This window comes from Acidocella sp., assembly GCF_050253495.1.
Classification (GTDB): domain Bacteria; phylum Pseudomonadota; class Alphaproteobacteria; order Acetobacterales; family Acetobacteraceae; genus Acidocella.
Genome location: NZ_JBFWIX010000008.1, coordinates 11,765 through 33,876, shown reverse-complemented (window position 1 = coordinate 33,876; position 22,112 = coordinate 11,765). Strand labels below are relative to the sequence as shown.

Here is a 22,112-nt window from a genome sequence, read left to right as displayed (position 1 = left end):
TTGCCACCCCTATGACTCTAATGCGCCTTCCCCCAATCCTTCCCCACACCAGTCTCAACCACCAGCGGCACTGACAGGGCCGCCGCGTTCTGCATCACCTCTTGCGCCAGCTTCGCGGCTTTCTCGGTCTCGTCGTCTGGCGCCTCGAACAGCAATTCGTCATGCACCTGAAGCAGAAGCCTTGCCGAAAGCCCAGCTTCCTTCAAGGCCTTTGGCAATTTCACCATGGCGCGCTTGATGATGTCCGCCGCTCCGCCTTGCAGCGGCGCGTTGATGGCCTGGCGTTCGGCATAGGCGCGTAAAGCGGGAATTTTATCCTTGATGCGCGGCACCCAGCAGCGCCGCCCGAACGGCGTTAAAACAAACCCGTCCGCGCGGGCCTGTTCCTTCGTGCTGTCCATATAGGCGCGGATTTCCGGGTAGCGCTTGAAATAGGCATCGATATAGCTCTTGGCCTCGCCAGCGGAAATGCCAAGCTGGCGGGCCAGCCCAAAGGCGGAAATGCCGTAGATGATGCCGAAATTAATCGCCTTGGCGCGCCGCCTCGTGGCGCTGTCCATTTCCCGCATCGGCACGCCGAACACTTCGGAGGCGGTGCGGGCGTGAATATCCTCACCCTTCTCAAAACTCTGCTTCAGTGCTGGAATATCCGCCACATGCGCCAAAAGCCGCAGCTCGATCTGCGAATAATCCGCCGAGATCAAACTATGCCCAGCCGCGGCGATGAAGGTTTTTCTGATCCGCCCGCCTTCCTCGGTTCTGATGGGAATATTCTGCAAGTTTGGATCGGTGGAGGAAAGCCGCCCGGTGGTGGTGGCCGCCATCTGGAAGTTGGTATGCACGCGCCCGGTCCTGGGGTCGATCTGCTCGACCAGCGCATCGGCATAGGTGGATTTCAGCTTGGAAAGCTGGCGCCAATCCATCACCCGCGCCGCGATCTCCTCCCCCTGCTCGGCCAGATTTTCCAGCACCGAGGAATCCGTGCCCCAGGCGCCGTTTTTGCCTTTCTTGCCGCCCGGCAGCTTCATTTCCTCAAACAGCACCTCGCCCAACTGCTTCGGGCTGCCGACATTGAAATCATGCCCGGCGAGCTTGTGGATCTGCGCCTCGAACGCGCCCATGCGGCGTTCAAATTCGGTGGACATGGCCAAGAGATCCTCCCTGTCCACCAGCACGCCCTCTTTTTCCATCTCCGCCAGCACGGGAATGAGTTTTTTCTCCAGCAACTCATAGAGCACCAGGGATTTATGCACGCGCAGCGCCGGCTTGAGCTGCCCCCAGAGGCGCAAGCTCACATCCGCCGCCTCGCCCGCATAGGCCGTGGCCTTCTCCACCGGGGCCTCGGCGAAATTCACGCGGTTGCGGCCCGTGCCGGTGACATCGTCGGCGGATTTCACGCTGTGGGAGAGATGCACGCGCGCCAAGGTGGCGAGATCCTGCGCGAAATTTCCAGCATCCTGGGCGTAGGAGATGAGCATGGCATCATCCAGCGGCGCCACGGGCGCGAGACCGGCACGGCCCAGGACCTCCATGGAAAATTTCGCATCGTGGAAGATTTTCAGCACCGAGACATCGGTAAAGACCGCGTTCAGTACCCCAAGCGCATCATCCCAGGAAAGCTGCGGCTCGGCATCCAGCGTGACATGGTGCTTCAGCGGCAGATACGCCCCCTGCCCCGGCTTGGCCGCCAGCCCCAGCCCGACCAGATTGCCATGCAAGCCGTTTGGATCGTCCGTCTGCACGGAGAGGGCGAGCAGCCCGGTCTCGCGCGCCGCGCCGGCGATCTCGCGCAGCTCTTCCAGCTTGTGAATGGGCTTGTAGGGGCCGAAGGGGGCGCTGCTGTGCTCCACCTCCACGCTCTCCTCGGCGGCGCCATCCTCCAGCCCCAGGCGATGGCGGATGGAGCGGAAATTATTCTCGGCCAGGAAGGCACGCAGCACGGCGGCGTCCCACGCCCTCACCCCCAGCTCGCCCACCGGCAGGGGCAAGGGCGCATCCGCGCGCAGCGTGACAAGCTGTTTGGAAAGACGCGCGGCCTCGGCATGCTCGATCAGCGAATCACGGCGCTTGGAGGGTTTCATGGAGGGGGCTGCCTCCAGCACTTTTTCCAACGTGCCATATTCGTTGATCAGCGCCGCCGCCCCCTTGGGGCCGATGCCCGGCACACCCGGCACATTATCCACCGAGTCGCCGATGAGGGACTGCACCTCGATCACCTTGTCCGGCGTGACGCCGAATTTTTTTTCAACCTCATCCAGGCCGATGGGGGTATTCTTCATCGGGTCCAGCATTTCCACGCCGTCGCGCAAAAGCTGCATCAAATCCTTATCGGAGGAGACGATGACAACCTCTCCCCCTTCCTCGCGCGCCTGACGGGCATAAGCGGCGATGAGATCGTCCGCCTCCCAATCCTCAAGCTCGATGGAGGGCACGCCGAAAGCCTTCGTCGCCTCGCGGATGAGCGCGAATTGCGGCACCAGCTCAGGCGGCGGAGGCGGGCGATGGGCCTTGTACTGGTCGTAGATGCGATCCCGAAAGGTCTTTCGCCCGGCATCGAAGATCACCGCCAGATGGGTGCCGGTATGGTCCTTCAGCAACCGCGCCAGCATGTTGCAGAAGCCGAAAACCGCGTTCACATGCACGCCATCCGCGCGCTGCATGTCGGGGATCGCATGAAAGGCCCGGAAGATGAAACCCGAGCCGTCGACCAGGACGAGCTTCAATGGCTCTCGTCCGCGCCGTCGCCGTCCAGGATGAAAATGCGCGAGCAATAGGGGCAAGCGATTTGCTTGTCGAGAATACGCAGGTAAACCTTGGGATGGCCGAGCGTCCCCACGCCGCCATCGCAGGAGACGGAGCGGGTTTTGACATGAATGATTTCGGAATGGTTGATCGAGTCCGTTTGTACGCTCATGGGGCCCTTCTCCGCTGTAAAGCTTTAACCGCTCCCCTCTTAGCTTCATTCCGCGCCATACCCAAGCTGGGGACGGCATTGGTGCTATCCGGTTGCGCCACCGTCCCGTTCGGCGTGCCAAGGGCCACGCCTGGGCACCCGATCGTCACCTCGGGCTATTTTGAGCTGAAGGACGGTGCCCGGCAGCCATACCGGCTCTACCCGGCGCAAGGGAACGTCAAGGAAGTGGTGCTGGCGCTGCATGGCTATACGGACAGCCGGGATGGCTGGGCGATCCTGGCCGGCTATCTGAACCCACGAGGCGTTGAGATTTACGCGCCGGATCTTTCCTCCTTCGGCGCGACGAAAAACCGGGGCATATGGCCCGGCACCGGCGTGCTGGTGGAGGAAGCGCGGGAGGAAGCGGAGCAGTTGCGCGCCCGTTACCCGCATACGCCGCTCTATATCATGGGCGAAAGCATGGGCGGGGCTATTGGCATATTGCTTGGCGCCTCGCCCAATCCGCCGCCGGTGAATGGCTATGTGCTTTCAGCCCCCGCCGTGTGGGGCGGCCCAGCCATGGACCCTCTCTACAAGGCAACGCTGCGCGTGGCGGATTTCTTCGCTCCCGCCAAGCGGCTTTCCGGGCAATCCGTGCATGTCAAGGCCTCCGACAACAAGGCGGCGCTGATCGCCTTCGGGGAGGATCCGCTGACCATCCATGCGCCGCGCATCGACAATATCGCCGGGCTGGTGGAGCTGATGGGCCAGGCCCAGGCCGCGTGCGGGCATTTCGACCAAAAGGCGCTGTTTCTGTATGGCGGGCATGACGAACTGATTCCAAAGGAGGCGATGCGCGCCTGCTGGCGGTCGATTCCCGCCCAGGCGCCCGTGACCCTGGCATATTACCCGCCGGATTATCACCTGATCCCGCGCGACCTGGAGCGGGCGGTACCAAGCGCGGACATGCTGGCGTTTCTGGAAGGGCGCGGCCTGCCCTCCGATGCGCCAAGCCAGGCCACGGTGTTTCTGGCGACAGGCGATTGAAAAAGCGGGTGAAAAAGTCCCGCAAAAAAGTCCGGGGGTGACGCGTTCCACAAACGGCGCCCCCAAACCCACGTAAAATTTTCAGTTACTTCAATCTGATACTTGGCCGCGCTGTGGAAACGGCCGCTCAAACCTTGCCGGGCAACGGGCGCGGCCGGCCGGTGGAGTCGATGGCCACGAACTTGAACACCGCCTTGGTCACCCGCTCGTCATTCTGCTCGGCGCGCTCACGCCGCCAAGCCTCGACGGAAATATTCATCGAGGTCCGGCCGGTGGACAGCAACTCGCAATAGACACTGACCTCATCGCCCACCTTCACCGGGCGAATGAAGCTCATGGCCTCAACGGAAACGGTCACACAACGCCCATGCGCCGCGCGCTGGGCAAGGTTACCCGCCGCCAGATCCATCTGGCTCATGAGCCAGCCGCCGAAAATATCGCCATTGGCGTTCGCGTCGGCTGGCATGGCGATCGTGCGGATCATCGGCATGACATCCGGCGGGGTCTCACGATCGGGCATTAGAGATTCTTTTCGACCCAGGCCTTGAGAACGGATTTTGGCGCGGCCCCCACCTGCTGGGCGGCCACCTTGCCATCCTTGAAGATGAGCAGCGTCGGAATACCGCGCACGCCATACTGGGTGGGGGTCATCGGATTCTCGTCGATATTCACCTTCACCACATCCAGCTTGCCCTCATATTCCTTGGACAGATCCTCCAGGGAGGGGGCGATGGACCTGCACGGACCACACCATTCAGCCCAGAAATCCACCAAAACGGGCTTACCGGATTTCAGCACATCCGTTGCGAAGGTTTCGTCGGTTACGGCTTTACTCATGCGACACCCAATGAAAAAGTTTTCCGTAACATGGCCGCGAATGGCGGGGGGATCAAGCCAGCCCGGCTTTCTCCAGCGCCGCGTCCGGCACGGGCATGGCCGTGGCGGACGCGGTCCAGACCAACAGGCAGCGCACGGGCAGGCCCGGATGGATCTGCCGCAGCACGGCCCGGTAAGCGGCAAGCTGAAGAAGATATTTTTCTGGAATTCCGGCGGGAAGCGCTGGCGGATTTCTATCCGTCTTGTAGTCCGCGACAATGATTTCCGTGGCACCGATAAACACCCGGTCGGCCACGCCGCCCATTTCACGCCCGGCGACAATTCCCGCCAGCGGCATTTCGGCGATGGAGCCGGGGCCAAAAAGCGCTTCAAGGGCGGGATCATGCAGAATTCTCAGCACCGAATCGCAAATTTCCGCCGCCTCGCCGGCCAAGGCGGGTTGCGCCGCCAGATACGCCAGAGCGGCGCGCTCGCGCTCCGCCTCGGCCAAGCCCGGCAGATGCTGCAACAAGGCATGCACGCAAATGCCGCGCGCCATGGCCGCCGCGCGCCGGGCGGCGGGCGCTTGCGGCCCGGCCAGCGGACTGACGGCCAGGACCATGCGGGGATTTTCCTCCGTCACCCGGCTGGGAACGATTCGCTCCAGGCCCGGCGGGTCTTTCGGCGCGGGGACAGCCCGCCAGTCCGGCGCGTGCCCGGCCCAGTCGGGCAATGCGGCGTGGCGCGTCTCGCGCGGCTGGGCCATGCCATCCGGCTTGGCCTCTTGCGGGCACTCATGGACCAGATCGCCATTTTCCTCTTGCCGGGCGGGCAGACGCGCGAACCCGGCCCGCACCGCCTCATACCAGCAATTGGCGGGAAGAGCCCGGCGCCCGGCGGCCCCGCAGATGAGAATTTCATCCTCCGCGCGGGTGAGCGCCACATAAAGCAGGCGGTTATATTCCTCGATCTGCGCGCTGCGCTGGGCCGCCTGCTCCATGGCCAGCAGCTTGGGGCGCAATTCCGCGCGGGGGCAGAAAATGGGCAGTTTTCCACCGCTCTGGGGCACATCCATCCAGAGCAGCCCGGTTTCCGCCTGGGGCAGACCCACCGTATCCGGCAAAATGACGATGGGGGCCTGCAAGCCCTTGGCGCCGTGCACGGTCATGATCCGGACTTCATCGCCGCCCGCCTCGGCCTCGCGTTTGATGGCCATCGCGAGGTGACGCAGGCGATGGACGAAACCTTGCAGGCTGCCCGGCTCGGCGGCGGAGAAATGCAGCGCCTCCGCCAAAAACTCATCCAGAGGCTCCGCCGCTTCCGGGCCGAAGCGCGCAAGCAGACGCGCGCGGCCACCCAGCACGCCCAACGCATCGGAAAGCAGCGCGAAGGGTGTGTCGAAATCCGCCCGGGCGCGCAAAGCCTCGTAGAATTGCTTGGGGGCCCGCCATTCGGCACGCTCCTCCGCCCGGGCGTAAAGCGCTCCCACCAGGGAGCCAGGGCGGTCCATGGCAAGCGCCATCAGGCTCTCATCGGACAGACCGCCCAGCGGGGAGACGAGAAATTGCGCGAAGGCGAGGTCGTCCTCCGGCAGCAGCAGCGCGTCGCATAAAGCCAGCATGTCCGACACCGCCGGCTGTTCGGGCAGCACCATGCGGTCCAGCCCGGCGACATCGATGCCGCGCGATTTCAGTTCCGAGGTGATGGCCCCGACAATGGCGCCGCGAGAGCGCACCAGAATGAGAAAATCCCCCGGCCGTGCCCCCCGGCCCTTGGCGGGCAAGGGCTGGGCGAGACGCGTCTCGATATAATCGCCGAGCTTGCGCGCGAGAAGAACGATGGAGGAGTCCGCGCGCTGATAATCCTCCGGCAGATCCCAGGCTGGGATCTCACCGGCTTGCGCGGCTTCCACCAAGGGCCACAGCGTGGCCCTGCCCGCTTGCCCAGCGCGGCTGACACCATGGCGCAGCGTTTCCCCCGGCGCGACGACACCGCCGCGGGCGGGGCCTTCGGCGAATACGGCATCGGTGAGCGCCAACACCGGCGCGGTGGAGCGAAAGGAAACGGAGAGCGTGCCATCCAGCCAGCCCCGCCCGGCGGACATGGCGGAGGATTTGAATTTATCCTTGTAGAATTCAAAACTTTTCAGATCAGCGCCCTGAAATGAGAAGATGGATTGCTTCGGGTCACCCACCGCGAAGATGCTGCGCGGCTCCTCCCGCGCGCCAAGACCCGCGAAGAATTCCGCGGCGATGGCATTGGCGATTTCCCATTGGGCGGGGGCGGTGTCCTGCACCTCATCCAGCAGCAGATGCTCGATACCGCCATCCAGCTTGTAAAGCACCCAGGCCGCGCCAGGGTCGATGAGAAGTTCCGAGGTCTGGTTGATGAGGTCTCCATAGGACAGTTCCGAAGCGAGGCTTTTGGCCGCGCGCTCCGCCATGGCGACGGGGGTGAGGATTTCCAGCAGCGCTTGATTGATATTCACAAGACGGATGAGCTTCAGCCGGTCCTGGAGAGTCTGGATACGCTCTGCTTCCTTGACGATTTCGGCCTTGATCGCGGCTTCCTCCGCCGCCAGCTTCTTGCCGCAGAAACCGCGCAATGTAAGGGGTTCGCCTTCCTTGGTCAGGCAGGTTTTCGTCCAGACCTCACGCCCGGAAAGACGCCGCCCAAGCGGCAAGGCCAGCCAATCGAGCGCCAAACAGGCCCATTTCTGACCGCTGGCATTGCCGCGCTCGGCAACCAGCCGCAAGACATCGCGCAAGATCGTCTCGCGGGGCGGGGAGACGAAACGATGCAGCAAGATCTCCTCATCCTCATCCGCCGCCGCCAAGACGGCGCGCAGCAGGGCCTCCCTGGCATCCCGTGTCAGGTTGAAAAAATCCTTGTCCACGCCATCGACGAACTTGCCGCTCAGATCAGAGAAACGCGTCTCGTCGATCTCCGCCGCCAGCAACCCCACCGCCGCGCGCGCTTGCGGGCTGGCCAGCACATGCTCGCGCGCCTCGCGCAAGCGTTGACCCGCCGTCTCGTCGTCCGCCACGCTGAAATGCGGAGAGAGCCGGGCTTCCAGCGGGAAGCGTCGCAACAGCGACTGGCAAAAAGCATGGATGGTCTCGATCCGCATGCCGCCTGGAAGATCCAGAACATCGGCAAAGAGCTTGCGCGCGCGCGCAAGCGTCGCCTCGTCCGGTTCCACGTTCAACGCGCTCAGCCTGGCGCGCAAAGTCTCTTGGCGCATCGCCACCCATTCGCCCAGGCGCTTGTTCAGGCGGATGCGCATCTCCGCCGCCGCCGCCTTGGTGTAGGTAAGGCAGAGAATTTTCTCCGGCGCCGTGCCCGCCAGCATCAAACGCAAGAGCCGGTCGGTGAGCAGCTTGGTCTTGCCGCTGCCGGCCGAGGCCGCGACAAAGGCGGAAACATCGGGATCGGAGGCCCGCAATTGCTCCCGGTTGGCATCCTCAATCGCTGGCATCTTCATCCTCCCCGCCCCATTCGGCGCGGCGTGAAATGCCCGCGTAATCGTCATACCGGTTTTCCCGCCCCGGATGCGGGGAGGCCAAAAAAGGTTTGTCTGGATCGGCATATTTCGCCAGCAGACCCGCCACCCCCGCCGCGCGCTCCACCACCTCGCGCAGCTCTTCCGGTTTTTTTAAAATCGTCGTTTCGGCACCCGCTTCCGCGCGGCCGGAGAGAGCGACATAGATCAGTTCCTTCGCCTGAGCGATGAATATATCGCCAAAGGCGCCGTTTTCGGCCATCGCCGCCTCCAGCGGCAATTGCGGCGCCGTGCCCGCCTTCACTTTTGTCTCGGCGGGCACGGTGCCGGTCTTGTAGTCGATGATGCGCAACTTGCCATCCGCGTCGCGCTCGATCCGGTCGGCGCGGCCTTTCAACAGAAACCCTCCGGGAAGCCGCCATTCCCCCTTATGCTCCAGGGCACGGGCGACGGGCACGCCGCTGGCGGCCAGGCGGGCCCGCTCGGTATCCACCAGCCAATCCGCGATGCGCTCCAGCCGCGCGCTCCACCATTGCGCCAAGGCTTCGCGCGGGCGGGAGTCACGCATGGCCACTTCCAACGCAAGGCGCAGACGGGCGGGGGCATCCGGAGCGTTCACCTCCGAACCGGCGAAGAACGCCGCCAGCCCCGCATGCACCACATCGCCGAACTGGCTGGCGTCGCTCTCCTCGTCCAGCGGGTCGAGCGGGGAAAGCTTCAGCACCTTTCGGGCATAAATGGCATAGGGGTCGGCCATCAGGGTGGCGATGTCGGAAATGGAATAAACGCGCGGGCGCTTGTCAGAGGGCGGAGTGGGGCGCGGGCGCGCCCGCCTGGCTCGCGCCACCGGCAGGTCGAGCCGCCCGGCCCAGAGCGCGGCCTCATGCTGGGGCAGCTCCCCCCCCTGCCCCGCCAGCATCGCCGAAAGGCGTGTCAGCCAGCGCGCGGGCACGGCGGGCGCGCGCTCACGCCGCTTCGGCGTGGCCAGGATCACGCCCGGGCAGGCGCTGGCCAAAGAGAAAAACCCATGCGCCGCCTGGCCGATTTTCAATTCCGGACTCGGCAGGCCAGCCTGCTTGCGCATTGGACGGGAAAGCCAGGGGCCAGGCTCCTCCGGCGCGGGCCACACACCTTCCACCAGCCCGCCCAGCACCGCCACATCCACGCTTTGCAGCGCCGCCTCCTGGATACCCCATATGGCGATCCGCGGATGCCCGTCCTTGGCACGGGGGCGGCGCACCACCTGCCCCGCCATCAGCGCGTCCAGAAGCGCGGGTAAGTCGGCGGGGGCCATGTCCGGCATATCCTCCAGGGCCAGGAGACTCTCGGCCAGCAGGCCCGAGAGGGCATTGCCCGCCTCCCCCGCCCAAAGCCGTTCCGGGCCCGGCACGCCAGGCGTGGCGGCGAGGCTTTCCCCAGCCTCGATCAGCGCTGTCAACGCCGCCACCGGCGACACCGCCACCGGCAATGCCAGCGGCGCCAGCATGCGTTCCAATTGGGTGAGAAAATCCGTTTCGGCCTGGTGCTCTTCCCTTAGCCGAAAACGCAACCCCTCCAGCCCCGGTGGCGGGCGCGGCCCGCGCAAGGCGTGTTTTTCCAGCCGTCTGGCCATGTCCCGGAAGGATTGCGGGGGTAGATTCCCCGTGGCGAGCGGGTGCTTCAGCAGGGCGAGCAGCGGCAGCGGCGCATAATTCTCCCGCGCGGCGCGGGCCAGCAACCGCAGGAATATGGCCGGCGGCGTGACGGCCAGATTCTCGCCCGCGCTGTCATCCGCCGTAATGCCAAAACGCTTCAGCGCCGCGCCCACCCGCGCGGCGAGGGCACGGTCCGGCGTGATGAGCGCCGCGCTTTTGCCTGGCGTTTGCAGGGCCTGACGCAAAACCATGGCGATGGCCAGGGCGTTTTGCGCCTCGTCTCCGGTTTCCAGGCGGGTGAGGCCATCGAGGTTCAGGGGCGCGGGGTTTTGCCAGTCCGACAATGCGGCCGCGGGCAGCAAGGCACGGGAGAGCACTTCACTCCGCCCCGCCGGCACAAGGCCGGGCGGCGCGGGCAGCACCTCCACCTCCTCCAGCCGCGCGCCAATATCCGCAAGCAGCCTGGCGATGCCGCCCTGGGCATGGGACTCTTCGATACCGGCCCAGGCCTCCGCGCGAAGATGCGTGTCGAACCCGGGCAGGATCAGCCGGCCGCGCGGCAACCCGGCCACCATCTCCGCCATGCGGGCAATGGCGGGCGTGCCCTCCGCCGCCACCATCCAGACCGGGCCGGGGGGCGGATTGTCTTCCCAGGCCCTGGCCTGCGCCTCGATCAGCAAGGCCAGGCGCCGGGCGGGGTTCATCGCGCCCTCGGCCTGGAGAATATCCGGCCAATGCCTGGTGACGATGGTGAGAAATTCCAGCGTTTTCTGCCAATGCTCAGCGAAATCCTCGCGCACCAGACCTGGCAGGGTTCGCGCCAGATCCACCCCGGCATGGTCCGCCTCGTCCAGCAATGTGGCGAATTCAGCCGCCAGTTCCCAGGCGGCGGGGAGCGTCTGCGGCGCGCCGCTGTCCCGGGGTTTTTGCAGAATCAGCTTGGCCAGCAGCGCTTGCCGCCGCGCGGGCGCCATGGCGGGCGGCAGGGAAAACCCGGCCGAGAGCAGCAACCCCGCCTCGTCGATATTGCCCAGAGCCACGATGCGCGGCAGCAGCAGGGCCTTGCCGCCATTGGCCTCCAGAAACGCCCCCGACAAGGCCTGGGCGGCGCGGCGGCTGGGCAAGACGATCAGCCCTTCATGCGCCCCGCCCTCGGCCAGCCATAGCCGCGCCAGCGCGGGCAGGAACGCGGCTTCCGGCGGGAAGGCGCCAATACGCGGACGGCGCGCCATCAGGTGGAATTGCCCACTTCCCGCGCCCGCAGCAAGGCTTCCGCGCGCACGATATCCGACGGGGTGGAGAGGTGAAACCAGACTCCATCGTGGATCACCGCGTTCAGCCGCGCCGCCGCCAGCGCCTCGTCCCAAAGCCGGTTCAGCGAGAAACGTTCAGGCTGGGCGCCATGCAGCAGCGCCTTGGTGGCGATCTGGATGCCTGAATAAAGATAGGGCGCCACCTCCCGCTCCAGCCGGCGGCGCAATTCGCCATCGCGGGCCCAGATGAAATCGCCATAAAGCGTCTCGGCGATGGTGCCGGCGGAACGGGCGAGCAGCAGCGCCGCATCCTCGCGCGCCGGGTCGAAGGCGGCGGCCAAGCGCGGCAAGGCGGCGGAAGGACCATCCACCCAGTAGGAATCGCCATTGATTATATAAAAAGGCCCATCGGGCAACACGCCCTTGCTGGCCATCGCGGCCAGGGCGCCGCCGGTTTCCAGCAGCTCATCCTCGTGCATGACGCTCACCCCCTCATACTGGGAGAAGAACGTCTCGATCTGATCCGCGAGATGGAAGGCATTGACGATCACGCGTGTCACGCCCGCCGCCCGCAACCTTTCCATCGTGTGCGCCAGGATCGGCTGCCCCGCCAGATACAGCAGCGGCTTGGGGGTGTTGAGACTGAGCGGGCGCATCCTTTCACCCAGCCCCGCGCATAAAATCACCGCCGTGTCAGGTTGCATCGAAACCTCTCAAATCCCCTTCAATCTCAACCATGCGCCCCGTCCCCGCGAATGAGAGTGTGAGCCGCCACGCCGCCCGCGGCGCCAGCGCGCCCAGCCGGTCCGGCCATTCCACCAGCGCGATGCCGGCCAGCGCCTCGTCCCAGCCCAGCTCTTCCATCGCGGCCGCGCCGTCCAGCCGCCATAGATCGTAATGCCAGATCCGCCCGCCATCCGGCGTTTCATAGCATTGAACCAGCGTGAAGCTGGGGCTGGGCACGTTCAAGCGCGCATCGCCCAGCCTGGCGCGGATAAAGGCCCGCGCCAGGCTGCTTTTTCCCGCGCCGAGCGGGCCTTCCAGCAACAGCACGTCGCCTGGCCGGGCAATGGCGGCCAGCCTCTCCCCCAGGCGCTGTGTGTCCGACTCGTCATTCAGGTGAAGGCGCATGGATATGTTTTGGGGCCGGACGCTTGATTGTGAAAGGGGGTCGGGGCAAAGCATGCGGCATGGAAACGCTGTCCGCCGATGTGGCGATCATAGGCGCCGGCCCCGCCGGCATGTTCGCGGTATTCGAATGCGGGATGCTGAAACTGTCCTGCGTGCTGATCGATGCCCTGGATGAGCTGGGCGGCCAATGTGTCGCGCTCTATCCGGAAAAACCGATCTATGACATTCCCGCCCATCCGGCCATCGAGGGCGGCGCGCTGATCGCCCGGCTGGAAGAGCAGATCGCGCCGTTCGACTGCCCCAAGCTGCTCGGGCGGCAGGTGACGGGACTGTCCGGGCGAGCAGGGGATTTTACCCTGGCCACCAGCGCGGGGGATGCCATCAAGGCCAAGACCGTCCTCCTCGCCGCCGGCGCTGGCGCCTTTGGCCCCAACCGCCCGCCCCTGGAAGGGCTGGCGGCCTATGAAGCCAGCGGCGCCGTGCGCTATTATGTCAGGAAGCGCGAGGATCTGCGGGGCAAGCGCGTGGTTATCGCCGGGGGCGGTGATTCGGCGGTGGACTGGGCGCTGGCCCTGCAGGGCATCGCCGCCAGCATCGCCGTGGTGCATCGCCGTCCGAAATTCCGCGCCGCCCCCGAAAGCAGCGCGCAGCTCGACGCGCTGGCGGCGGCGGGAAAGGTGGAGATGGCGATCCCCTACCAGCTTCATGCCCTGCATGGCGCGGGCGGAAAACTGGAAGCCGTGGAAGTGGCCGACCTGGACGGCGCCACCAAAAAGCTCGGCGCCGATGTCCTGCTGCCTTTCTTCGGCTTGGCGATGGATCTGGGGCCGATCGCCGAATGGGGGCTGGATCTGGCACAGGGCCGCGTGACCGTGGACCCGGCCACGATGCAAAGCTCCCTGCCAGGCCTGTTCGCGGTGGGGGACATCGCCGCCTATCCCGGCAAGCTGAAACTGATCCTGCAAGGCTTCGCCGAGGGCGCGGTGGCCGCGCATGCCGCCTATGGGGTCGTGAACCCCGACAAAGCGCTGCATTTCGAATACTCGACCACGAAAGGCGTGCCGGGCTGAGCACCGCCCCCAGCCCATAGCCGATTTGATCCCGGCACGTATATGCCGCGCCGCAACAGCGGGCTATAAGGCCGCCACCCAAACATTACGCATGGAGCGAGTTCATGACAGCCGATGCCACCACGACCCCGAAAACCAAAGTCACAGCTTTGCCGGGGGACGGTATCGGCCCAGAGGTCATGGACGCCACCATCAAGATCCTGACCGCCGCCGAAGCGCCCATCGAATGGGAGTTCGCCGAGGCGGGGGCCAAGGCCTTCGAGCGCGGCGTGGTGACGGGCGTGCCGCGCGAGACGCTTGATTCCATCGGCACCAACAAGCTGGCGCTCAAGTCCCCGCTCGAAACCCCCATCGGCTATGGCGGCAAATCCGCCAATGTGACGATGCGCAAATATTTCGAGCTTTACGCCAACATCCGCCCGGTGCGCGAACTGCCCGGCATCCAGACGCCATTTTCCGGCCGGGGCATCGACATGGTGATCGTCCGTGAAAACGTGGAGGATGTTTATGCCGGCATCGAGCATATGCAGACCACCACCGTCGCGCAGTGCCTGAAACTGATGACCGCCGCCGGGTGCGAACGCATCATCCGCGCCGCTTACGGCGTGGCCCTGGCCGAGGAGCGCCAGGCCGTGACCGTGGCCCACAAGGCGAACATCATGAAACTCACCGAGGGCATGATGAAGCGCATGGGCGAGAAAGTGGCCCGTGAATATCCCGGCATCAAGGCCGGGCAGGTGATCATCGATAATTGCGCCCACCAGCTCGTCATCCGCCCCGAGGCGTATGACGTCATCGTCACCTCCAACATGAACGGCGACATCATTTCCGATCTCGCGGCCGGGCTGGTTGGCGGGCTGGGCATCGCGCCTTCCGCCAACCTCGGCGACCAAGTGGCGATGTTCGAGGCCGTGCATGGTTCCGCCCCGGACATCGCGGGCAAGGACATGGCCAACCCCACCGCCCTGCTCTCCGCCTCCATCATGCTGCTGCGCCATATCGGCGCCTTCGACGTGGCCGAGAAGGTGGAGCAGGCCTTGTTCGTGACCCTGGCCGAGGGCCGCAACCTCACCGGGGACCTCGCCCCGCGCGGCCATGGGGTGGGCACCAAGGCCTATACGGATCAGGTGATCGCCAATCTGGGCCGCAACTCGGCGATGAAGTCCCGCACCTACAAGAAGCTGGAACTCACCGCCTGGCCGAAACTGACCGCGCATATGGAACCCGCCACCCGCGAACTGGTGGGCATCGACGTGTTCCTGGAAACCGATCTGGACGCCGAGACGCTGGGCAAGCAGCTTGAAGCACTGTCCGAATACAGCCCCTTCACCCTCACCGGCATTTCCAACCGCGGTGTCACCGTCTACCCGCCGACGGGCGGCCAGACCTTCCTGGTCGACCATTTCGCCGCGCGCTTCATGCTGAAGCATCCGATCTCCCTGGCGGGCGACACCGCCGAGGGGCAGCCGGAAATTTCCTATCTGGTGCAGCGCATCGGCGCGAAATTCACCTGGATGCATATCGAAAAGCTGCAACGCTTCGATGGCAAGGACGCTTTCGAGCGCCCGCAGGGCGAAGGCTAAGCTCCAAGCCCGAACGAAACACGCCGTTATCCCAGGGCGAAGGCTCCGGGATAACGGCGTGAACGGCTTATCCGGCCAGGGCGCTGAGGGCGCTCAGATCAACTGGGCCGAAAGCAGATCCTCAAGATCCTTGGTGTGCGTCTCCTCATCGGTGAGGATATCCTCCAAGATCGCATGGGTCTGGGGATCGCGCCCCGCGAAATGCCCGGCAAGTTCACGATATAGCTCGATCACCGCCTGCTCCGCGGCGAGGTTTTCCGAGAACAGACGCGGCAGGCATCCTTGCGAGGCTTCCGGGGCCAGGCGGCGCGTGGCGAGATCCGCCGAGAAATAATCCGGCTTGCCGCCCAGCGTGAGAATCCGCTCGGCCAGGCGAATCATGTGGCTGCGCTCATCGGCGGCCTGGGCGGCGCACTCGGTCGCCACCCATTCATTCTCCAGCCCGTCGGCGGAAACGGCGATCATGCTGTAGCGCAGCACACAGGCGATCTCCGCCGACATGGCGGTCTGCAATAGAATCGCGGGCTCGGCCTTCTCGGCCATCATGGCCTGGGCGGTGGCGTGCAAACGCTGTACATCCGCCAGAAAATGATTTTCTCCGACCGCACCTTGCTCAAACATCGCCATCCTCTTTCACCAAACAAATGAGAATCGTTCTCATTTACTGAATCATTGGTAGCGTGATCGACCTTTTCGATCAAGCACGAAAACATCCAGGCGACTCACGACTTCGCGAATTCCGGCCGGCCGGGAGGCTGAAACTTCCGCATGCAGCCTCTCGCGCTGCTTTATCCCGCCGCGTCGCTGCGCTAGAAACGCGGGATGAACGACCTCACCCCCAACAGCCTGCGCGCCTGGCCGGATGCGCGCGGCCGCTTCGGCGAATTTGGCGGCCGCTTTGTCGCCGAAACGCTGATGCCGCTGATTCTGGAGCTGGAAGACGCCTACCGCGCCGCCAAGGCCGACCCGCAATTCCAGTCCGAGCTTGATTATTACCTCAAGCATTATGTCGGGCGGCCGAGTCCGCTCTGGCATGCGCAACGGCTGAGCGATCACCTCGGAGGGGCGAAGATCTATTTCAAGCGCGAGGAGCTGAACCATACCGGCGCGCACAAGATCAATAATTGCGTCGGTCAGATTCTGCTGGCCAAGCGCATGGGCAAGACCCGCATCATCGCGGAAACCGGCGCGGGGCAGCATGGCGTCGCCACCGCCACGGTCTGTGCGCTCTTTGGCCTGCCTTGCACCGTTTACATGGGAGCCACGGACGTTGAGCGGCAGAAGCCGAACGTCTTTCGCATGAAGCTACTGGGCGCGGAGGTGGTGCCCGTCTCCTCGGGTGCCGCCACGCTGAAAGACGCGATGAACGACGCGCTGCGCGACTGGGTGGCGAATGTGCGCGACACATTCTACATCATCGGCACCGCCGCCGGGCCGCACCCCTACCCCGAACTGGTCCGCGATTTCCAATGCGTCATCGGCAATGAGGCGCGCGCCCAACTGATGGAGGCCGAGGGCCGCTTGCCGGACGTGGCCGTGGCGGCCGTCGGCGGCGGCTCCAACGCCATTGGGCTATTTCATCCTTTTCTGGACGAGGCGGCGGTCAAGCTCGTTGGCGTGGAAGCGGCGGGCAAGGGCATGGACACGCATGAGCATGCCGCCAGCCTCAATCGCGGCCGCCCCGGCGTGCTGCATGGCAACCGCACCTATCTGCTACAGGACGACGACGGGCAGATCCTGGAAGCGCATTCCATCTCCGCCGGGCTGGATTATCCCGGCATCGGACCCGAACATAGCTGGCTGCACGACATCAAGCGTGTCGAATATGTCGGGGTGACGGATGACGAGGCGCTGGAGGCGTTCCAGCTTTGCTCGAAACTGGAAGGGATCATCCCGGCGCTGGAATCCGCTCACGCCATCGCGCATGTTCTTAAAATCGCCCCGAAGATGAGCAAGGAAGAGATCATTCTGATGAATCTCTCCGGCCGGGGAGACAAGGATATTTTCTCCGTCGCCAAATATTTGGGAACCGAGCTATGAGCCGCATCGCTGGCGTGTTCGCCACCTTGCGCCGGAAAGGAAACGGCGCGCTGATTCCCTTCGTGGAAGCCTACGACCCCGACCGCGCCACCTCCCTGACCCTGCTGAAGGGCATGGCGGAGAATGGAGCGGACATCATTGAGATCGGCATGCCCTTCACCGACCCGATGGCCGATGGCCCCACGATTCAAGCCGCGGGGCGGCGTGGATTGCTGGCCGGGGCCACGCTGAAGGGGGTGCTGGGGCTGGTGCGCGAATTCCGCGTGGACAATGACCACACCCCGCTGGTGCTGATGGGATATCTGAATCCCATCCTCTCGCACGGTGTGAAAGCCTTCTGCAAGGATGCCGCGGAGGCGGGGGTGGACGGGCTGATCATCGTCGATCTTCCCCCCGAGGAGGCGGATCTGATGCTGCCGGAAGCCACGGCCAACGGTCTGGACATCATCCGTCTCATCGCCCCCACCACCTCGGATGCACGGCTGAAACAGGTGCTCGCGGGGTCTTCCGGCTTTGTCTATTACGTCTCCATCACCGGTATCACGGGCACCCGCACGGCCACGGCCGCGGATCTGGCGCGGGATATTCCACGCATCCGCGCGGCAACGGATCTGCCGATCGCCGTCGGCTTTGGCGTGCGCACCCCCGAACAGGCCGCCACCGTGGTGGCGCACGCGGACGCCGCGATCGTCGCCTCGGCGCTGATCGACACATTGTGCAAGGAAAATGCCGAGGCGGTGCTGCGCGATGTCAGAGCCCTGTCCGAGGGGGTGAAGGGGGCGCCCCAGGCCGCCTAAAACCCCGGCGCGCCCGCACCCGCCAGCTTAGATTTGCCTTGAGCCTGAGTCAGGCTCAAGCTGGCCCTTCATTCCCCGCACGCCTCGCCCAGGTGCTTTTTTCTCAGGTGCTTTTTTCCCAGGCGCCTCTTTCATTGCCCTGGGTTTTGCGCGGGCGGCGGATTCTGTCCCGGCGGCAAGGCAGCCGCGCCATAGCGATAAGGCTGGCCTTCGGGCCCACCCGCCCGGCCATACATGACGCAGCCCGACAGCCCCGTCAGCAGAAGCAACACCGCCACGAAACGCCCGCGGGTCATGATCGATTTCCTTCAAGTAAGGCAGGGCCGCCTTGCGGACGACCCGAGAAGCGCTGCGCGCTGGCACAATGGCGCGGTGTCATCCACAGGGTCAAGGATGCATGCCGGGTCCGCCGCCACCACGGCCGCCGCCACCGGGGGGCGAACCGCCGCCACCACCATGACCGCCGCCACCGGGAGGCGAACCACCTCCACCATGACCGCCGCCACCGGGTGGCGAACCGCCGCCACCATGACCGCCACCACCGGGAGGCGGACCGCCACCACCATGACCGCCACCACCGGGAGGCGGACCGCCACCACCATGACCGCCGCCACCGGGAGGCGGGCCACCGCCACCATGCCAGCCGCCAGGGGGCGGACCGCCGCCACCGCCATGCCAGCCGCCAATCACCAAGGTCGTGCTGGGGGCGCCATAATAATATCCGCCCGCGGGAGCGTAATAGCCGGAAGAATACCCGCCATAGCCATAACCGGACGGGCCGTAGACACAGCCCGTCAGCGTCGCGGCAAGCAGCACGGGAGCAAATAATACAGGTTTCATACAGCCTATATAGGGTCGATGAGGTGGCTGCATTAGGGCGGGATTAAAGCAGCCCCCGGGCAAAGAAATCCGGGTTCTCCCAGCCTGGCTTGCCATAGCGCAAAGGGGTGCCCGCCATGGTCAGCACCGTGCCGCCCGCGGCTTCCAGCACCGCTTGCGGAGCCGCCGTATCCCATTCCATGGTGCGGCCCAGGCGCGGGTAGAAATCCGCGGCCCCTTCCGCCAGCCTCAGGAATTTCAGCGCCGAACCAATATTGACGAGACGCGCCACCCGATATTGCGCGAGGCAGTCCTTCAACTCCGGCGCATCCCGGTAATGGCGGGAGGCAAACACGGTGAGCCCTTCCGGCGGAGCGCGGCGCACGGCGATTTTTTCGTCCATGTTCCCCCGGCGGCGCCAAGCCCCCTGCCCCACCGCGCCGAAATGCAGCTCGTGAAAAGCCGGAGACGCCACCGCGCCCACCACCGGCGCGCCTTTCTCGATGAGCCCGACACAGACGGCGAATTCATCCCGCCCGGCGGCGAATTCCCGTGTGCCATCCAGAGGATCCACCAGCCAGTAACGCCCGCTGGGCGCGGCGATGCGCCCGGCGGCAACCTCTTCCTCCGCCACCACCTGAATATCCGGCATGGCGGCGCGCAGCCCGGCGGTGATCAGCGCCTCGGCCTGACGGTCCGCCAGCGTCACCGGGGTGGAGTCGGATTTGGTCTCGACGGTGAAACCCGCCGCGCGGATGGTTCTGATGGCGCTGGCGGCTTCCTCGGCCAGACGCACGGCGAGGGTAAGAAACTCCTGCATGGCTCGTCTGTAGACCCACCCTTCCGGCTGGCCAAGACGTAAGGCGGTGATATGGTTGTGACCAGCAGATGACGGAGTGAACGCATGGTCGAGATTTTGTTCGGAAAACTGGCGCTGCCGAAGGATGGGGTGCTGGTTCTGCCGGTGGGCGAGGAGCTGCCTTTGACCGGCGAGGCCGCCATGTTGGATGAAACGCTCGGCGGCACGCTGAGCCAGGCAATGCAGGCGGCGGAATTCAAGGGCAAGGCCGGGCAGAGTCTGAACATCTATCATGCCGGCCCCTATAAGCGCGTGGTGCTGACCGGCGCGGGCAAGGAAGACGCCCCCCGCCGCGCGTTATTGCTGGGCGCGGCCATTGTCAGCGCGCTGGGCAAAGAGAGCGAAGCGGCGATTCTCACCCATGGCTTCACCTCGAAAGAGGCGGCGGAAATCGGCCTGGGGGCGCGGCTGCGCGGCTATAAGTTCGACAAATACCGCACCACCCAGAAGCCGGAAGAGAAAGCCAAGCTGAAAAAGCTGAAACTGCTCACCGCCTCGCCGAAAGAGGCCGAAACCGCCTGGGAGAGCGCCGAGGCGGTGGCGAAGGGCGTGGAGTTCACCCGCGATCTGGTGACTGAGCCCGCCAACCAGCTTTACCCGGCGGAGTTCGCCGAAAGGCTGGAAGGGCTCAAAAAGCTGGGCGTGAAGGTCGAGGTGTTCGGCCAGAAAGAGCTGGAGAAGCTGGGCTTTGGCACCATGCTCTCCGTGAGCCAGGGCAGCGTGCGCGAGCCGCGCATGGTGGTGATGCAGTGGCTGGGTGCCTGCGGCCATGGCGATGACAAAAAGGCGAAGAAGCCAAGGGACCCGCTGGTGTTCGTGGGCAAGGGCGTCACCTTCGACACGGGCGGCATCTCGCTGAAGCCCGCCGCGGGCATGGAGGACATGAAGTGGGACATGGCCGGTGCCGGCACGGTCTCGGGCCTGATGGCGGCGCTGGCCGGGCGCAAGGCCAAGGTGGATGCGATCGGCCTGGTGGGGCTGGTGGAGAACATGCCCTCCGGTTCCGCCACCCGCCCTGGCGACGTGGTGAAAAGCTATGCGGGCAAGACCGTTGAAATTCTCAACACCGACGCCGAGGGGCGGCTGGTGCTGGCGGATGTGCTCTATTACGCGCAGGAGCGTTTCGCGCCGAAATTCATGGTGAATTTGGCCACGCTGACCGGCGCCATCATTGTCGGGCTGGGGCATGAATATGCCGGGCTCTTCTCCAACAGCGACGAGCTGGTGGGCAAGCTCGTCGACTCCGGCGAGGCGGTGGGCGAAAAGCTCTGGCGCATGCCGCTCGCCAAGGAAGGCGAGGCTTACGATAAAGAGCTGGATTCCGCCATCGCCGATGTGAAGAATATCGGCGGTGGGCGCGCGGGCGGCTCCATCACCGCCGCGCAATTCCTGCAACGTTTCGTGAATGGCACGCCCTGGGCGCATCTGGACATCGCGGGCATGGCCTGGGGTGCCAAGGATGCGGGGGTGAATCCGAAGGGCGCCACGGCCTTCGGCGTGCGGCTGCTGGACAATTTCGCGCGTGGGTTTGAGGGCTGAAATGTCCGAATTGCTGCTCGACAAAATCCTGGGCGACCGGAACGAAGCCAGCCTGGCCAGGAAACTTCACGATCTTGGCCATCATGGCGGGCATGTGGAAACGCTGGTGGTGAGCGCGGAGGATCTTCCGCGCCGGCGCTTCCACGCACGGACCGACCATGGCACGGCCTGCTTCGTGGCGCTGCCGCGCGATGTTGCCCTGACTGACGGGGCGGTATTGCACCTGACAGACCGCACCGCCGTGGTGCTGAAGGTGGGCGCGCAGGACTGGCTGAAGCTGCAACCGCAAAACGGTGGCGGCCTGGAGCTTGGCTACATGGCGGGCAACCTGCATTGGCGCGTGCGTTTCGAGGAGGATTGCCTGCTGGTGGCGGTGGACCATCCGCGCGAGACCTACCTCGCCCGGCTGCATGAGCTTGAGCACGAGGGCAAGGTGAAGATACTGGGATGAGCGCCAACACCCTGGCCCTGCTGCGCGGGCTGCAATTCGCCGACGGGCAATTCCCCTCTGGCGGGTTCGCCTTTTCCTGGGGGGTGGAGAGCCTCGCGGCGGACGGGCTGCTGACCCGCTCGGACTGGGAAGCCTTTCTGGCCGGGCAGATGGAACATCGCTGGGCGCCGCATGACCGCCCCCTGGTGGCGCACGCGTTTCAATCCTGGCGGGATCATGCGGCATTGATGGAGTTGGATGAGCTGACGGAGGCGCTTGCCATCGCCGCCGCCGCGCGGGAAGGCTCACGCCGCGCCGGGACCGCCTTGCTCGGCACCCATGCGCGGCTCGGCACGCCGGGAGCAGCGCAATACCGGGCATTGGTCATGGCGGGAAAAACCCCCGGCCATCTGCCGGTGGTGACGGGGCTGGTGCTGGCGGGCGCCGGGCTGGACCTGACGACGGCGCTGGCGGTTTGCGCCCATTCCACCGCGCAGTCCCTCGGCTCGGCGGCGGTGCGACTGGGGATCATCGGCGCGCTGGACGCACAGGCCGCGTTGCAAAAAATTCAGCCTCAGCTTGCGGACTTGCTGGCGGCACCGATTCCGCCGGTGGATGATATCGGCAGTTTCACGCCGCTGACGGATATCGCGATGATGCGCCACCCGTTCCAGGAACAGCAGCTTTTTTCGAATTAGG

20 protein-coding genes are annotated in these 22,112 nt (G+C 65.1%); 8 read left to right on the top strand and 12 right to left on the bottom strand.

The window, feature by feature from the left end; translation table 11 throughout:
- Positions 1-17 precede the first annotated feature (17 nt).
- Entirely contained in the window at positions 18-2,723 is a 2,706-nt protein-coding gene (gene polA, locus AB7D48_RS08140) for a DNA polymerase I (RefSeq protein ID WP_427977520.1), read from the bottom strand.
- Complete coding sequence (locus AB7D48_RS08135; protein WP_427977517.1) at positions 2,720-2,914, bottom strand: zinc-finger domain-containing protein; 195 nt, start codon at positions 2,912-2,914, stop codon at positions 2,720-2,722. Before AB7D48_RS08135 ends, polA begins: the two co-directional genes overlap by 4 nt.
- A 114-nt stretch (positions 2,915-3,028) precedes the next feature.
- On the opposite strand from AB7D48_RS08135, the gene AB7D48_RS08130 reads away from it, so the two are divergent.
- A complete protein-coding gene (locus AB7D48_RS08130; RefSeq protein WP_427977515.1) occupies positions 3,029-3,940 on the top strand; it encodes an alpha/beta fold hydrolase in 912 nt (303 codons plus the stop codon).
- Positions 3,941-4,067: 127 nt separating this feature from the next.
- Here the strand turns inward: AB7D48_RS08130 and AB7D48_RS08125 are convergent, their stop codons facing one another.
- Genes AB7D48_RS08125 through tsaE form a run of 6 tightly spaced genes read right to left on the bottom strand, consistent with a single transcriptional unit; the run spans position 4,068 to position 12,276 of the window.
- Positions 4,068-4,460 (bottom strand): acyl-CoA thioesterase, encoded by a 393-nt coding sequence (locus tag AB7D48_RS08125; RefSeq protein WP_427977513.1) that lies wholly within the window; start codon positions 4,458-4,460, stop codon positions 4,068-4,070.
- Positions 4,460-4,777, bottom strand: a complete 318-nt coding sequence (trxA, locus tag AB7D48_RS08120; protein WP_427977510.1) for a thioredoxin — start codon at positions 4,775-4,777, stop codon at positions 4,460-4,462. The genes AB7D48_RS08125 and trxA overlap by 1 nt, the downstream gene beginning before the upstream one ends.
- A 52-nt stretch (positions 4,778-4,829) precedes the next feature.
- Positions 4,830-8,234, bottom strand: a complete 3,405-nt coding sequence (gene addA, locus AB7D48_RS08115; RefSeq protein WP_427977507.1) for a double-strand break repair helicase AddA — start codon at positions 8,232-8,234, stop codon at positions 4,830-4,832.
- Positions 8,221-11,124, bottom strand: a complete 2,904-nt coding sequence (gene addB, locus AB7D48_RS08110) for a double-strand break repair protein AddB (protein WP_427977504.1) — start codon at positions 11,122-11,124, stop codon at positions 8,221-8,223. The genes addA and addB overlap by 14 nt, the downstream gene beginning before the upstream one ends.
- Positions 11,124-11,849 (bottom strand): nucleotidyltransferase family protein, encoded by a 726-nt coding sequence (locus tag AB7D48_RS08105; RefSeq protein WP_427977501.1) that lies wholly within the window; start codon positions 11,847-11,849, stop codon positions 11,124-11,126. The genes addB and AB7D48_RS08105 overlap by 1 nt, the downstream gene beginning before the upstream one ends.
- Positions 11,839-12,276, bottom strand: a complete 438-nt coding sequence (tsaE, locus tag AB7D48_RS08100) for a tRNA (adenosine(37)-N6)-threonylcarbamoyltransferase complex ATPase subunit type 1 TsaE (RefSeq protein WP_427977499.1) — start codon at positions 12,274-12,276, stop codon at positions 11,839-11,841. The genes AB7D48_RS08105 and tsaE overlap by 11 nt, the downstream gene beginning before the upstream one ends.
- 59 nt (positions 12,277-12,335) lie before the next feature.
- Between tsaE and AB7D48_RS08095 the strand changes: the two genes are divergently transcribed.
- A complete protein-coding gene (locus tag AB7D48_RS08095; RefSeq protein ID WP_427977496.1) occupies positions 12,336-13,346 on the top strand; it encodes an NAD(P)/FAD-dependent oxidoreductase in 1,011 nt (336 codons plus the stop codon).
- Between the two features lie 104 nt (positions 13,347-13,450).
- A complete protein-coding gene (locus AB7D48_RS08090; RefSeq protein ID WP_427977493.1) occupies positions 13,451-14,929 on the top strand; it encodes an NADP-dependent isocitrate dehydrogenase in 1,479 nt (492 codons plus the stop codon).
- A gap of 93 nt (positions 14,930-15,022) precedes the next feature.
- Here the strand turns inward: AB7D48_RS08090 and AB7D48_RS08085 are convergent, their stop codons facing one another.
- A complete protein-coding gene (locus tag AB7D48_RS08085; RefSeq protein WP_427977491.1) occupies positions 15,023-15,550 on the bottom strand; it encodes a ferritin-like domain-containing protein in 528 nt (175 codons plus the stop codon).
- A 201-nt stretch (positions 15,551-15,751) separates the two neighbouring features.
- On the opposite strand from AB7D48_RS08085, the gene trpB reads away from it, so the two are divergent.
- Together trpB and trpA are read left to right on the top strand one after the other, a co-directional pair.
- Entirely contained in the window at positions 15,752-16,969 is a 1,218-nt protein-coding gene (gene trpB / locus AB7D48_RS08080) for a tryptophan synthase subunit beta (protein ID WP_427977489.1), read from the top strand.
- Positions 16,966-17,766, top strand: coding sequence for a tryptophan synthase subunit alpha (gene trpA, locus AB7D48_RS08075; RefSeq protein ID WP_427977487.1), 801 nt, complete (start codon positions 16,966-16,968; stop codon positions 17,764-17,766). Before trpB ends, trpA begins: the two co-directional genes overlap by 4 nt.
- A 131-nt stretch (positions 17,767-17,897) precedes the next feature.
- Here trpA and AB7D48_RS08070 read toward each other — a convergent pair whose 3' ends face one another.
- The 3 genes from AB7D48_RS08070 to cysQ form a co-directional block, all read right to left on the bottom strand.
- The gene (locus AB7D48_RS08070) at positions 17,898-18,062 is read right to left on the bottom strand and encodes a hypothetical protein (protein WP_427977485.1); all 165 of its coding nucleotides are present in this window, start codon (positions 18,060-18,062) and stop codon (positions 17,898-17,900) included.
- A gap of 12 nt (positions 18,063-18,074) precedes the next feature.
- Entirely contained in the window at positions 18,075-18,440 is a 366-nt protein-coding gene (locus AB7D48_RS08065; protein WP_427977482.1) for a hypothetical protein, read from the bottom strand.
- Positions 18,441-18,649: 209 nt separating this feature from the next.
- Positions 18,650-19,405 carry a 3'(2'),5'-bisphosphate nucleotidase CysQ gene (gene cysQ / locus AB7D48_RS08060; protein ID WP_427977480.1) on the bottom strand — a complete coding sequence of 252 codons (756 nt, stop codon included), beginning with the start codon at positions 19,403-19,405 and terminating at the stop codon, positions 18,650-18,652.
- Positions 19,406-19,489: 84 nt separating this feature from the next.
- Here cysQ and AB7D48_RS08055 point away from each other — a divergent pair, with 84 nt between their 5' ends.
- The 3 genes from AB7D48_RS08055 to AB7D48_RS08045 are packed head-to-tail and all read left to right on the top strand — an operon-like array spanning position 19,490 to position 22,111.
- The gene (locus AB7D48_RS08055; protein ID WP_427977477.1) at positions 19,490-20,983 is read left to right on the top strand and encodes a leucyl aminopeptidase; all 1,494 of its coding nucleotides are present in this window, start codon (positions 19,490-19,492) and stop codon (positions 20,981-20,983) included.
- A gap of 1 nt (position 20,984) precedes the next feature.
- Complete coding sequence (locus tag AB7D48_RS08050; RefSeq protein WP_427977475.1) at positions 20,985-21,434, top strand: urease accessory protein UreE; 450 nt, start codon at positions 20,985-20,987, stop codon at positions 21,432-21,434.
- Positions 21,431-22,111 carry an urease accessory protein UreF gene (locus AB7D48_RS08045; protein ID WP_427977473.1) on the top strand — a complete coding sequence of 227 codons (681 nt, stop codon included), beginning with the start codon at positions 21,431-21,433 and terminating at the stop codon, positions 22,109-22,111. Before AB7D48_RS08050 ends, AB7D48_RS08045 begins: the two co-directional genes overlap by 4 nt.
- The last annotated feature ends 1 nt before the right edge of the window (position 22,112 follow it).